Here is a 12,483-nt window from a genome sequence, read left to right as displayed (position 1 = left end):
GAACGTGAACGCATCCGACATCGAGACTTCGGTGATCGCGGCGCTGCAAGACATCGCACCCGAAATCGACGACAACGAACTCGTCCGCGATCAATCGCTTCGAAGTCAAGTGGACCTCGATTCGATGGACTGGCTGAATTTCCTTGTCCGACTGCACTCGAGGCTCGGAGTCGATATTCCGGAGTCTGACTATGCCGCACTAGTCACGCTGGCAAATATCACCGACTACGTTTCCACTCGCGTACCGTCCTGAGATCGCATTTGTTCCCCTTCCTCGGCGAACATGTACGGTGCCTTCGCTTTCAGGGGTATCCGATGCATCTCTAGCAATGTCGGAAACCAGCGGCTCCTCTGCCAGTTCCCTCACTGCTGTCCTCATGACCGTTGCGACCGAGTACCCCGCTGAGGCGCTCGATTGCGGTGTGGCCGGTGATCACCGTGCGGCCCTGGTCGATCGCATCTCGCTGCCGGCGGATGGACACCGTGTGGGAATGCCCTGTCGGAAGGCGGTTCAAGTGAATACCGGCACAAAATAGTCTTGCTCGTCGGTGGGGTGTCTTATCGCTGATCGGAATGGTCATGCTGATCGCCACCGCCATACGGGGCCGGTTCTACCTTCCGCCAGCGCCACGACGAGTATCTCGCCACTCCCGCCGAGGTATACCGGACGAAGACCGGTGCCCTGGTCTCCCCGCAGCTCGATTGCGTACGTCCGTGTACCGCCAATCTGGCCTCGCGGTGATGATGTCGGAAGGATTCTGTTGCGCGCCTGGGCGAAGGAGTCCGGAACCGCGGTATTCGTCGGCATCGAACGCACATGAAGTTGACAAACATCTGCCCGGTGTTGCGCACACTGTGGTTACCGACCTCAGGTTCGGACCGTTCGATATCGGGTGTCGGAAGATCCGTGGAACAGGGCCCGCAGTACCTCCCGAATCCTGTCTTCTTTCCCCGCCGGCTCTCGTTCGCCGTCGCCGTCGACATCGCGATCATCGCAGTAGTTCTCGCATGGAGTCAGTGACAGGAGTAGATGTCCGGCTGGCACGGCGTAAAGGGTTACAGTGCAAAGGGATAGGTTTCGGGCCGTTCTCCTTCTATCCACAAACTTGTGCGGTCGAGCGGTTCAAGGGCCCTTGTCGTATCTACGTGCACCACCGCGTCGAATTGGTCGGACAACCTGGCATGGAAGTAGTGGCTCTGTCTTTCCGTTTCGGGACGGTAGATCACACCGATAACACGTTCCAGACGTGCAGTCCGCAGTGTGTCGGCAGCAGGTCCGTGGTGGGTGCGGATGAGGAATGAACCTCTGCCGACCTCGTGGAAAAGTTCCTCGACGCTACTGGGCAAGGCCGCACGGACAACTTTGCGTTCGGCCGGTCCGCCCCATTCGCCGGCGGCAGTGACAGTCCCTTCATACGTACTGAAGCCGATCAGACGACAGGTGTCAGGATATCGTTCGCGGACCAGTTGCCCGACCGTCAGCTCGCCGTGCGCTCCCACCTCGGTGGCACGGGCATCGCCGACATGCGAGTTGTGGGCCCACACCACCACACGCGACGGCGTTTCGGCCCCAATGTCGAGGTGCTTGACCAGTGCATCGAGTGTGTCGACCATGTGGCGGTCGCGCATGTTCCATGACGAGACCCTGGCTCGGAACATGGTGCGGTAGTACTCTTCTGCATCACGCACCGTGGCCGCGTTGCGCTCGGCATAGAACTGTTCGTCCTCCGGGGCGATGCCGTCTTGGCCAACGTAGTCGATGGCATGGCACTGAAGATCTTTCAGCTGTTCGACGACCTGTGTCTCACACGATTCGCCGGCGCCGAAAGCTGCTGCGTAGCCGTAGGACTGACCGTCCTCTGTTGCTACCTGGTCGAAACAGGAATATCGATCACGAGCGCGTCGTGCCGCATCCGGATCCACGCGTTCGAGGTATTCGATCACTTCCTGGATGGATCGGTGCATGCTGTAGAGATCGAGTCCGTAGAATCCCACCTGGTGACCGTCGACTGCTGCGCTGGCCGTGTTGTGCTCGCGTAGCCAGGCAACGAAGTCGAGTACTTCCGTATTGCGCCACATCCAGGCAGGGAATCGTTCGAAGCCGCGCAGTGACTGCTCCGCCGAAGTGTCCTGCCCCTGCCCGCGAACATATCGGTTGATTCGGTAGGCATCCGGCCAGTCGGCTTCTGCAGCGACAGCATTGAAACCCTTGTCCTCGATCAGGATTCGTGTCATCTGGGCACGTGCAGCGTAGAACTCGTGAGTGCCGTGTGAACTCTCGCCGATCAGCACTACGCGTGCATCACCGACAAGATCGAGTAGGGCGTCACGAGGGGGAACACCGTTTGGCGCGCTTTCGCTGGCAATTCGAATAATTCCCGCAGCCGAGGTGAATTCGTGAATCCTGGCGCCATCTGTGTTCCTCCCGCGGGTCGAGGTGCGCAGTAATGTGCAAACTTCCTCGTCCGTCACCTGGCTGAAATCCCAGAACGAGGCGCCGACCGCGCGGAACGGAAAGGGCATGGTCGCACACACCATGTCGTCGACCATTGCGCCGAGTTCGCGGCACGTCGATTCCGGTGCCGCTGGCACCGCGACGACGATCCGCGCAGGCTCCTGTCGACGGATCGAGTCGACCGCGGCGAAGATGCTGGCGCCGGTGGCGAGACCGTCGTCGACAAGAATCACTGTCTTGCCCGCGACCTCGGGTGGCGGCCTATTCTCCCGGTACACGGCTTCGCGTCGTGCCAGTTCGCGGCCTTCCTTGACCACGACTTCGCTCAGTTGCGCCGAGGAGATGGCGAGGTCTCGGAGAAGGTCGTCGTTGAGGACCACGGACCCGCCGCTGGCGAGGGCTCCCATGGCATATTCGTCATGCCCCGGGATGCCGAGTTTGCGCACGACAAACGCATCGAGAGGAGCGTCCAGCGCTGCCGCTACTTCCCATGCCACGGGAACGCCTCCGCGTGCGAGGCCGAGGACGACGACATCCGAGTTGCCGCGGTAAACCGTCAGTAGTTCCCCGAGCATGCGACCTGCTTCTCGACGATTCCGAAAGACCTGTTCCGGTCTGCCCGCAGATGTTCTGGTGGAACTGCTCATATTTCGACTCACTTCTCTGCCCGCCGATGCACCGGACCATATTGGTTCGCAACGATGTTCACGTTATTTCGGCTCGTGTGCGCCGGGTACGCGTATTTTTGTGGACATTGCGGGCCTGGGGCGGGTGTGTTGTCAGGTCGAGGTCGTAGGTAACTAGCTCTCCGTCATCAAGCGTGCGGAAACCGCTTCCTGCGATCTCGGAATGGTGCACGAAGACGCTAGGGCCGTCGCCGTCGGGTGCAATGAACCCGAACCCGCTCGCCTGGTTGAACCATTCGACGTGACCGTGTCTCTGTTTGGCGGAGGCAATAGCGTTCGGGTCACTGGTCATGCGATTCCCGTCGTTGAACGCGCGGTCCCATTCCTACTGCTGCAGTGGCAAGCCCAAGAAGGCACACCAGTGCTCCGACAACGGAGTTGGACCAGATCATCGCCGTGCTGGTATCGACACCGGAAACGATCCAGGGGGAGACGATCAACCAGATCCCGAGCAACGGTGCGACGAAGGTCAGGCCGTGACTGCGGCCGTATGCGGTTCCGAACGCGACCGAGAGCACTGCGATAGCCACACCGGTGATCAGGTTCGTTACGGTCAGGGGAGTTTGGTTGTCGAAGCCGACGATCCACGCGGATGCAGCGCCGTACAGTCCGGATATCATCATCATGCCGTCGGTGATTTGGGCGGTAGGTTCCTGGGCTACCTGATCGTAGCGCTCGCGCAGTGCGACGATGTCTGGATGCGTGTGCATGGGTGCGTGGGTAGATGACATTGTGTTCATCTCCTCGGTAATGCGGTGGACAACATCCCGTCCGCATCGGTTGGTTTCTTTGGTGGGTAATGGCTTTCGCCAGTGAATCCTGGCGAAAGCAGCCCGGAAGAATCCGAAGAGGACTGACTAGTGGTGAGGTTCTTTTCGTGGTTTTCAGCCTTGGCTGTTGGTTGCTGGATTCGATAATCGCGCCGATTAGTGTGCACAGACCCAGTGTGAGGGCGCTGAGCGTAGCGATCACGAAGGCGCGGTGCTCCACGCCGCTACCGCTGCCAGTGCGAGTCAGAGCGCAACGATCAGGGAGACCACTGATTTAGGCATACCTGCTTCGATCGAGAACGGCGGACTGTACCAGCCCTGACGGACAGAGGATTGATCGTTCAGTTCTTCTTGCCGCCCTTGGCGATTGCCTTCTTGACTTCGACGTGCTTTTCCGGCGATTGTGCTTCGGAAACCGGTACCGTCACCATCAAGATGCCATCGTCGTAGGTTGCGGCGATGTCATCTTCCTGGGCGCCAGTGGGCAAGGACATCGACCGGAAGAAGCTCCCGTAGTGGAATTCTGACCGGGTGCCCTCTTCCTGCTTCTCGGTGCGTTCTGCCTTGATTGTCAGTTGGCCGTCGCGGACGCTGATATCGACATCGTGTTCGGGGTCTACTCCGGGGAGTTCGGCGCGCAGGACGTATCGGCCCTTTTCGAGGTGTTCCTCGACGCGAATCATGTGGCCTTCGAGCGAGGACCATGCCGGCATCGCCTCGAATCTGGCCATCAAATCGGACCAGTCGGGAAGTGACGGCCACGCCGGCAGCATTGCCGGGTGGGAGCTTCTGGGGGAAAGAACGCTCATAGCTGACTCCTGTGATGGAAATGGTTGCTGATGCCTCCGATTTCACTCCTCACCGGGTGGGGTCAGTAGGGTCAACTGTCCTCGATTCGATGACGAGTGAACTTCCGAACTTGACCGGGTTGCCCGGAAGTGGTTCGCTCAGCCGAGCCCTCAGCCTCATTCTTCTAGTCTGATGTCAGCAATGATGTTGGGCTACAACGGTTTCTCTGCACCTGTGTCGAGGTTGCGCGAGAGATGTCAATGGTTGGCGATGTCTCGGCGTGCACCGGTCCACGTGGCTGATGCTGACGACCGCCCAGATGGGTCACCCAGATACGCACCTGTCGTTGCCGGCTGCGGCACGCATCAGTCCACCCAGATCGGTACCGTCACGTGTCTGATACGGATGAGTCACCGCACGACGAAACGTTTGTGCTGATTGGCCGAAAGTAATTGATGATGGGTCTTTCGTCATCTATTCGAATGATCCTGCGTCGAAACGTCGTTGACGACCGTATGGTCGTTGTGTCGAGATTCAACATGAGGGGGCGAGTCTTGGTGTGGATAGTGGGTCGCCGTGTCGTGTGCTCGGCGCGGATGACGCTAATACCCCTGGCCTCGGTGTGAGGTCGGGGGTATTGGCACGGGGCAGCGGGCTGCAATGCAGCCCGGCTGCGTACCTACACCAGGTGAATGTGAGTTCTTATGCTGGCTAGCTGCTTAACCAACGTGAGTCGGCGCTCCGAGAGCTGCCGAATCGCATCGTCGTTGCCGGCAAGCTGGGCGCGGTTCAACTGACAATTGTCCAGTTGGGCCTTGACGGTCGACATGCCATCACCTTCGATCACTGCGTGGAGGTACGTTCTGATACTGCCAGTGAAAAAAGCAATGTACATGGGCAGAAGTACCTACCCGGGTACCGGTATCGGTCCCGACATGACAGAAAACAACCTCGGTGTGAGGTTGTGACCACCTCGTAGTTACCGGTATGTAAGTGGCGGACCCCAACGCGGGGCATTAAGTTCATCTTCGCGTCATCGACGTTGTCGACGGTGCCGGGCCCCGCTGATTGTGACTCCCATCCCGGTCAGCGGGGTCTGTTCTAATTTTCTCTGCTTCCTCGTTCGCGAGATTGATCACCGAGACGAGAGGCAGCTAACCGCCCATTCGCTCCCGCGAAATCGGTTCCGTGTCAATGGATTTTCTCATTAGGTGCGAATCGTCATTTCCCATCGGGAACGGGGTGAGTGAATCCCGATGTGCACCCGCCGTCGAGGATGAATTCGGAGCCGGTCGAGTACGTCGCTTCGCAGACTATGAACCGCACCATCGAGGCAACCTCCTCAGGGCTTCCGCAGCGCGGGATCGGTTGCTCGGCAATGCATGAGGAACCGAATGGCGCTGTCATTGCATTGTCGATCGGTCCGGGGTGAACGGAGCAGACCCGTATGTTGTACGGGCTGAAGTCAAGCGCGGCAGTCTTCGTAAGCCCTCGAAGGCCCCACTGGCTTGCAACGTACGCTCCGAGTCCTCCGTAGCCGGTCAGAGCGGCGGTGGAGGAAATATTCACGATGGTGCCACTGTTTGATCTCATCAGTGACTTTGCAGCGCAATGCATTCCGAGCCAGGCGCCGTACAGGTTGGTGTTCAGGACGTGTCTGAACTGCGTCGGATGTTGCTCTTGAATGCTGCCGGACTCGAGAATGCCTGCATTGTTGACGAGAACGGACAGGGGGCCGAATGTCGTTTCTGCTGTGTCGATGGCGGATTTCCAGCTTTCGGTTTGTGTGACGTCGAGACGTTGGAAGGCCACCTGGTTGCCCAGCTTCGCTGCGCTTTTTTCGCCCTCTGTATCAAGGAGGTCTCCGATCAGGACTCCGATACCTTCTTCCGACAGGGCTTTGGCTATAGCTGCGCCCATCCCGCGCGCCCCACCGGTGACGAGTGCACTTTTTCCCTTGACGTCGTTCACGGCGCCCTCTCAGTCGAAGTTGTTGGCCTTGCTGTCGAGGTAACTGATGATCCGTTGACGAGCGAGGCGTTCGCTCAATTCGGGGAGAGCCTTCGACGATGCCCATGACAGGTCGGCCAGAGCGCCCTCGACGACGATGTCGATACATTCCGGGGAGATGCGTCCGGAGAACTCGGCGGCGAGGCGGTTGACGGTCAGGGATCGCTGTGCGGACTGCGATGTCTCTGGGGATGCGGACGGTTCGAGGTGTGTGGTCATTGTCAGCCCGATCAGTCTGATGTGCTTAGTGGTGGTCGGATTTTCGGTCAGGAAGCAACGGGGGAATGGAGAATCAACAGAGGGCACGACACCGTATGCATGAGGTGCCGGCTTGTGGAACCGAGAAGCATCGAAGAAATTCCGCCGCGCCCGCGTCGTCCCACGACGACGAGTTGTGCTGATGTCGACTCGGCCGTCAACTGCCGTGCAGGGCGGTCTTTGACGACGACCCGCCGAACCGCGACATCGGGGTATTTTTCTTTCCACCCGGCGAGTCGTTCAGCGAGCACGGCGTGTTCGGCGGTAGCGATCGCGTCCCAGTCGAGGACGACACCGTTGGGGTCGGAGGTGAAGGCGGTCGTGAGATGAGAATCGCTCCAGGCATGGACTGCAACGAGATCGACTCCGTGCAGGGATGCGGCTTCGAATGCTTCGGCGATGGCAGGTTCGCTGTTTTCCGTGCCGTCGACACCCACTACCACCGGACCGTCGAGCGGCGATCGGTTCGCGCCAGGAATGTGTCGAACGATCGCCACCGGACATGGAGCATGCAACACCACTGCCGAGCTTGTGGAGCCGAGGACACCTGATGCGAATTGATCAAGCCCGTGCGACCCCACGACAAGCATTGCGGCGTCGTGCGATTCGTCCAGCAGCAGTTCGACAGCATTGCCGAATCTCAAGTGCTTGACGATGGTGAGTCGTGTGGAGTCGGCTGAGTTCAGTGCCTCCGCATGGGCTTTCGAGAGCCGTTCCTCACCTTCGTAGCGTTGATCCGGGAACTCAGGTGCCTGCAGCGCTACGGCGTTTCGGAAAGTAGTTTCCGTACCGGGCATCGTGGCGACCAGGTGCAGTGGGCGTGCCCGTAGTGCGGCTTCTCGAGCAGCCCACCGAACGGCGTTCGATGCAGCGTCGGAACGGTCGACTCCGACGACAATCGGTGCGCGCATGGTCATGAGTTGCCTTCCGGTTCCAAGTGGCGTGTTCGCCGGGGTGTGTCGATAATCGACTCTGCCCAACTGCGCACCGACGCCCAATTGCGGAAGTCCCCTTCCGGAGCGTGCACCGCCCGGGATGCGAGCTTTTCGCCGAATCCGAGGACAGTGCGATCGAGTTTGCCGGAGAACGATCGGTGCTCGGCGGCGCCGGTCGTGTCAACCAGGGAGGCAAGGTCGGAGGGATCGCCGCCTGAGGACTCGTCCGGCCCGATCGGTCCGGACGAGAACAGCCAAACCTGCCGTAGCCGCAGCGCATCGGAGAAGCGATCCGCGAAGTCCTTGGCTTCTTTCATCCAGCGGCCGTAATAGACTGCACTGCCGAGGACGATCGTGTCGTAACCGGTGAGTTCATGTACTTCACCTGGGGCGACAAGATCAACGTCCACCCCGTTGCCACGGAAAGTTTCAGCGAGAACGGCGGCGATCTCAGTAGTCGAGCCGTGCCGACTAGCCGCGGTGACCAGGGCCCTCATGAATGCCTCCGTGCAACTGGTTGGTGCCGATGCTTGAATCTGGCTGCTGCCGTAAGCCTCGCGACTCGAGGGCGGGGCCTTCAACTCGAATTGTTCCGCGGCGACCTGCCTGACGCGAGAGTCACCAGGTGCATGAAAAAGGGCCTTTGGACCATCTCACTTGTGTTCCGACGGCACGGGTTTGACGCGGGTTATCCCACTAACGTCAAGAGTGACGATCACCCTGTGATCGATGACGCCAACGCAGGAGGGCACAAGCACAATGGAATCTCGGGAGTCTGCACACTGTGTGAGCGCGATAGGTGAGATGGTGGTCATCGGCGGACCGGGTGAGGCTCGGTCGTTTCCCGTCGGTGTGTGGATGTTGACCGACGGCCGGAGAGTAGTAGTGGTCGGTGAGGGTGGCCCGATTTCGGTAGGTGTCGTCGACGGAACGCTCTTGAGCGCCGCTGTGCATGCACGGTGGCCGGGCGCCGTGGTGCTCGAGAGGCGACCGGAGGTCGGCAGCGCACCCGACCCGCGGGGGTATTCCGCGCGATACGTCGAGGTTCGGGACGACGGTTCACGCACGGACCCTGCGTTTGCAGATCTTGCGAAAGCAGGGTTTGTAGTGGGACCGGTCAACTGAGGCATCGCCACCGAACCACTCCGACATCACGGAAACCAGGAGAGAAAACATTGTGCACACACCGTTGGAGCTGACTCGATGACACGGGCTCCGGCAAGCCCGCTCGGCCGCCGAATGTCGGAGATACCGGAAGCTTTGGCATCCCGAGATCAGTTGACCGCCCTTGTGCGTTCCCGGCAGCCAGCAGTCTTCCTGGACTTCGACGGCACACTCTCGAACATCGTGAACGACCCGGCCGCTGCCACCCTGGTCGACGGTGTCGCACACGAGCTTGCCCGGCTCGCACACTGCTGCCCGGTAGGTGTGATCAGCGGCCGCGATCTGTCAGACATACAGACTCGAGTTGGCATGACCGGGATCTGGTATGCGGGGAGTCACGGTTTCGAAGTCGTCGGACCAAGCGGACATCACTACCGGAACGACACAGCCCTGTCGTCGGTGCCGGATCTCGAACGTGCCACGCACATGCTTCGGGACCGCCTGTCCAGCGTTCCGGGAGTTGTAGTGGAGCATAAGAATTTTACTGTCGCCGTCCATTACCGAACGGTGGATATGGACATGGTCGACGAGGTGGTCGCCACGGTCCACAAAGTCGCGGATCGAGCCGGGCTCCGTGTCACCAGCGGGCGCAAGGTCGTCGAGCTTCGCCCCGACGTCGACTGGGACAAAGGCCAGACACTGGACTGGATTCTCGAGCACCTCACAGACACCGGCAACGTACTGCCGATCTATATCGGTGACGACTTCACCGACGAGGATGCCTTTTCCGCGGTGGCGGACCTCGGAGTCGGTATCGTGGTGCGCCACTTCGAGGACGGCGATCGACGGTCGGCTGCCAGATTCGCGGTCGACAGCCCCGACGAGGTCTGCCACCTGTTGCAATGGCTGGCCGATCTGCTGGGAAGCCATTCGGCGACAGTGCCGGAGCCGAGTGATCCTTGGACAGTGTTCTTCGACGGGTACGACCCGAACGCCGAGAAACTTCGAGAGGCACTCTGCACGGTAGGTAACGGTGCTGTCGCCACTCGCGGTTGCGCACCTGAATCCTCCGCAGGTGCCGGGCACTACCCGGGTACGTATGCGTCCGGCATATTCAACCGTCTCCAGGACGAAATGACCGGGAGCACCCTCGACAACGAAAGCATGGTGAACCTGCCGAACTGGTTGCCGGTGACATTCCGGATCGACGGCGGGTCGTGGTTCGACATCGACGCTGCGGAAGTGCTCGAATTCCAGCAGTACTTTGATCTTCGCCGGGCCATTCTCACTCGCCGCTTCCAGATCCGCGACAACGCGGGTCACACCACATCGATCGTCCAGCGAAGATTTGTTGCCATGCACCTCTCGCATGCCTGTGCCCTCGAGATGACAATTGTGGCCGAAAACTGGTCGGGCCGACTCGAGATCCGTTCGGAACTCGACGGCACGGTCGAAAACACACTGGTCGAGCGCTACCGCGGACTCAGCAGCCGTCACCTCGAACTGACGAAGGCCGCCGCACTCTCCAACGACTCGGTGCTGCTTGTGGTGCAGACCAACCAATCTCGAATACCGGTGGCGATGGCAGCCCGGAATACGGTGTGGCGTGACGGCGATCCCTTCCCAAGTCGATACCGGCTAGTCGAGGGCGGCGGCCGGATCGGGCACGACATCACCGTGGACCTCGACACGGGCTGTTCTGTCACTCTCGAGAAAATGGTGACTGTGTTCACCGGCCATGATCACGCGGTGTCCGAGCCGGCTGACGAAGCCGAGCGCTGGCTCTCCCGGCTGGGCCGTTTCGATGTGGTGCTCGACCGTCATGTGCTGGCGCTGGTGTCTTTGTGGGACCGTATGGGCATCGACTTCGAGGGCCACGGCCACGCGCTGCGCGTCGTACGGTTCCATGTCCTTCACATGTTGCAGACGGTCTCGCCGAACAGCGCCGACCGTGACGTAGGCGTACCGGCACGCGGACTGCATGGGGAGGCGTATCGAGGCCATATCTTCTGGGACGAGTTGTTCGTTTTTTCGGTGCTGAACCTTCGGATGCCCACGCTGACCCGATCATTGCTGCGGTATCGGTACCGCCGTTTGGGGGAGGCCCGCCGGGCGGCGAGCGAAGCCGGTCACCAGGGCGCGATGTTCCCGTGGCAGTCGGGCAGTGACGGTCGGGAGGAGAGCCAGCAACTGCATCTCAATCCGAGATCCGGTCGCTGGCACCCGGACCCGAGTCGGCGCCAGCACCATATCGGCATCGCGATCGCCTACAACATATGGCAGTACTATCAGGTCACTGGCGATATGGAGTACCTGATCGATTGCGGTGCAGAGGTTTTGGTGGAAATTGCACGTTTCTACGCCAGCCTCACCTCCTTCGACCAGGCGCTCGGTCGTTATGTCATCCGAGGCGTCATCGGACCTGACGAGTTCCACTCCGGATACCCGAACGCCCCTTTCGGTGGGATCGACAACAACGCATATACCAATGTCATGTCGGTCTGGGTGATGCTGCGGGCACTCGACGCGCTCGACGTGGTCCCGCTTCAGATTCGCTCGGACCTGACTCAAGCGCTGGGACTGACCACGGTGGAAATCGATCGTTGGAGGGATATCACTGCCCACATGTTCGTTCCGTTTCACGATCAGGTCATCAGCCAGTTCGAGGGATATGCCGACCTTCCGGAACTGAATTGGGAAGAGTATCGCCGCCGCTACGGCGATATCCAACGCCTCGATCGAATCCTCGAGGCCGAGGGTGACGACGTCAACTGCTACAAGGCATCGAAGCAAGCTGACGTCATGATGCTGTTCTACCTGCTCTCCTCCGACGAGTTACGTTACATCCTCGACGGTTTGGGCTATGAGTTCGCCGGTGACGCCATACCGAGAACCATCGACTACTACATGGCACGCACTTCGCACGGCTCGACGCTGAGTGGCGTTGTCCATTCCTGGGTGCTGGCACGAGCAAACCGCGATCGCGCGATGGAGTTCTTCGACCTGGCGCTCAAATCCGACATCGCCGATATTCAGGGGGGAACCACCGCGGAGGGAATTCACTTAGCTGCCATGGCCGGCAGTGTCGATCTGCTGCAACGGTGTTTTACCGGGCTCGAGACGCGAGGTGACCGTCTTATCTTTTCCCCGCACTGGCCGGAGCAACTAGGCACCCTCGAGTTTCCCATTTTCTACCGGGGCCATCGACTGCGTCTGTGTATCAATCGCAAGGTAGTGCAGGTCAGCGCCGCGGCGGGGACCCAGCCACCAATCGAGGTCGAGTGCCGTGGTCAGGTCGTGCAACTTCACCCGGGCGCCACAGTCCAACTGACCTAGCGGCCAGGTCTTTCGGCCGTCTGTTCATCGCTCATCGTGGTGTATTGCGGTCCTGGGGTTGTGATGGCACGAGCACTGCGGCACCGATAGTTCTGTCTGCTGCAAGATCGACCAAGGCGCGATTGGCTTGGTCGAGAGGA

At 60.2% G+C, this 12,483-nt stretch carries 12 protein-coding genes; 4 read left to right on the top strand and 8 right to left on the bottom strand.

Annotation, left to right across the window (positions count from 1 at the left end; genetic code table 11):
- Positions 1-4 precede the first annotated feature (4 nt).
- Positions 5-253 carry an acyl carrier protein gene (locus R4P64_RS28905; RefSeq protein ID WP_317823601.1) on the top strand — a complete coding sequence of 83 codons (249 nt, stop codon included), beginning with the start codon at positions 5-7 and terminating at the stop codon, positions 251-253.
- Positions 254-817: 564 nt separating this feature from the next.
- On the top strand, positions 818-1,021 hold the full coding sequence (locus R4P64_RS28900; protein ID WP_317823600.1) for a hypothetical protein: 204 nt from the start codon (positions 818-820) through the stop codon (positions 1,019-1,021).
- A gap of 35 nt (positions 1,022-1,056) precedes the next feature.
- Here R4P64_RS28900 and R4P64_RS28895 read toward each other — a convergent pair whose 3' ends face one another.
- From R4P64_RS28895 to R4P64_RS28860, 8 genes are all read right to left on the bottom strand, one after another.
- The gene (locus tag R4P64_RS28895) at positions 1,057-3,102 is read right to left on the bottom strand and encodes an erythromycin esterase family protein (protein ID WP_317823599.1); all 2,046 of its coding nucleotides are present in this window, start codon (positions 3,100-3,102) and stop codon (positions 1,057-1,059) included.
- A 58-nt stretch (positions 3,103-3,160) separates the two neighbouring features.
- On the bottom strand, positions 3,161-3,433 hold the full coding sequence (locus R4P64_RS28890) for a cold-shock protein (RefSeq protein WP_045067616.1): 273 nt from the start codon (positions 3,431-3,433) through the stop codon (positions 3,161-3,163).
- A complete protein-coding gene (locus tag R4P64_RS28885; RefSeq protein ID WP_317823598.1) occupies positions 3,423-3,851 on the bottom strand; it encodes an SPW repeat protein in 429 nt (142 codons plus the stop codon). Before R4P64_RS28885 ends, R4P64_RS28890 begins: the two co-directional genes overlap by 11 nt.
- A gap of 401 nt (positions 3,852-4,252) precedes the next feature.
- Positions 4,253-4,720, bottom strand: a complete 468-nt coding sequence (locus tag R4P64_RS28880) for an Hsp20/alpha crystallin family protein (RefSeq protein WP_317823597.1) — start codon at positions 4,718-4,720, stop codon at positions 4,253-4,255.
- Between the two features lie 1,201 nt (positions 4,721-5,921).
- Positions 5,922-6,671 carry an SDR family NAD(P)-dependent oxidoreductase gene (locus tag R4P64_RS28875; RefSeq protein WP_317823596.1) on the bottom strand — a complete coding sequence of 250 codons (750 nt, stop codon included), beginning with the start codon at positions 6,669-6,671 and terminating at the stop codon, positions 5,922-5,924.
- A gap of 9 nt (positions 6,672-6,680) precedes the next feature.
- A complete protein-coding gene (locus tag R4P64_RS28870; RefSeq protein ID WP_317823595.1) occupies positions 6,681-6,929 on the bottom strand; it encodes a hypothetical protein in 249 nt (82 codons plus the stop codon).
- A 47-nt stretch (positions 6,930-6,976) separates the two neighbouring features.
- Positions 6,977-7,885: a universal stress protein gene (locus tag R4P64_RS28865; RefSeq protein WP_317823594.1), complete on the bottom strand. Its 909-nt coding sequence runs from the start codon at positions 7,883-7,885 to the stop codon at positions 6,977-6,979.
- On the bottom strand, positions 7,882-8,400 hold the full coding sequence (locus R4P64_RS28860; protein WP_317823593.1) for a flavodoxin domain-containing protein: 519 nt from the start codon (positions 8,398-8,400) through the stop codon (positions 7,882-7,884). The genes R4P64_RS28865 and R4P64_RS28860 overlap by 4 nt, the downstream gene beginning before the upstream one ends.
- 232 nt (positions 8,401-8,632) lie before the next feature.
- Here R4P64_RS28860 and R4P64_RS28855 point away from each other — a divergent pair, with 232 nt between their 5' ends.
- Both R4P64_RS28855 and otsB read left to right on the top strand, forming a co-directional pair.
- Positions 8,633-9,028, top strand: coding sequence for a hypothetical protein (locus R4P64_RS28855; protein ID WP_317823592.1), 396 nt, complete (start codon positions 8,633-8,635; stop codon positions 9,026-9,028).
- 78 nt (positions 9,029-9,106) lie between these two features.
- On the top strand, positions 9,107-12,343 hold the full coding sequence (otsB, locus tag R4P64_RS28850; protein ID WP_317823590.1) for a trehalose-phosphatase: 3,237 nt from the start codon (positions 9,107-9,109) through the stop codon (positions 12,341-12,343).
- Positions 12,344-12,483 lie beyond the last annotated feature (140 nt).

The sequence above is a fragment of the Rhodococcus sp. IEGM 1366 genome (assembly GCF_033142425.1).
Lineage (GTDB): Bacteria > Actinomycetota > Actinomycetes > Mycobacteriales > Mycobacteriaceae > Rhodococcus_F > Rhodococcus_F globerula.
The sequence above is the reverse complement of the archived record's forward strand: the minus strand, read 5'-3'. Positions and strand labels throughout refer to the sequence as shown.

Excerpts from the sequence above, each read along its gene's own strand:
- R4P64_RS28900 (WP_317823600.1), top strand. The coding sequence starts at position 818 with ATGAAGTTGACAAACATCTGCCCGGTGTTGCGCACACTGTGGTTACCG.
- R4P64_RS28895 (WP_317823599.1), bottom strand. The coding sequence starts at position 3,102 with ATGAGCAGTTCCACCAGAACATCTGCGGGCAGACCGGAACAGGTCTTT.
- R4P64_RS28890 (WP_045067616.1), bottom strand. The coding sequence starts at position 3,433 with ATGACCAGTGACCCGAACGCTATTGCCTCCGCCAAACAGAGACACGGT.
- R4P64_RS28885 (WP_317823598.1), bottom strand. The coding sequence starts at position 3,851 with ATGCACACGCATCCAGACATCGTCGCACTGCGCGAGCGCTACGATCAG.
- R4P64_RS28880 (WP_317823597.1), bottom strand. The coding sequence starts at position 4,720 with ATGAGCGTTCTTTCCCCCAGAAGCTCCCACCCGGCAATGCTGCCGGCG.
- R4P64_RS28870 (WP_317823595.1), bottom strand. The coding sequence starts at position 6,929 with ATGACCACACACCTCGAACCGTCCGCATCCCCAGAGACATCGCAGTCC.
- R4P64_RS28865 (WP_317823594.1), bottom strand. The coding sequence starts at position 7,885 with ATGACCATGCGCGCACCGATTGTCGTCGGAGTCGACCGTTCCGACGCT.
- R4P64_RS28860 (WP_317823593.1), bottom strand. The coding sequence starts at position 8,400 with ATGAGGGCCCTGGTCACCGCGGCTAGTCGGCACGGCTCGACTACTGAG.
- R4P64_RS28855 (WP_317823592.1), top strand. The coding sequence starts at position 8,633 with ATGACGCCAACGCAGGAGGGCACAAGCACAATGGAATCTCGGGAGTCT.
- otsB (WP_317823590.1), top strand. The coding sequence starts at position 9,107 with ATGACACGGGCTCCGGCAAGCCCGCTCGGCCGCCGAATGTCGGAGATA.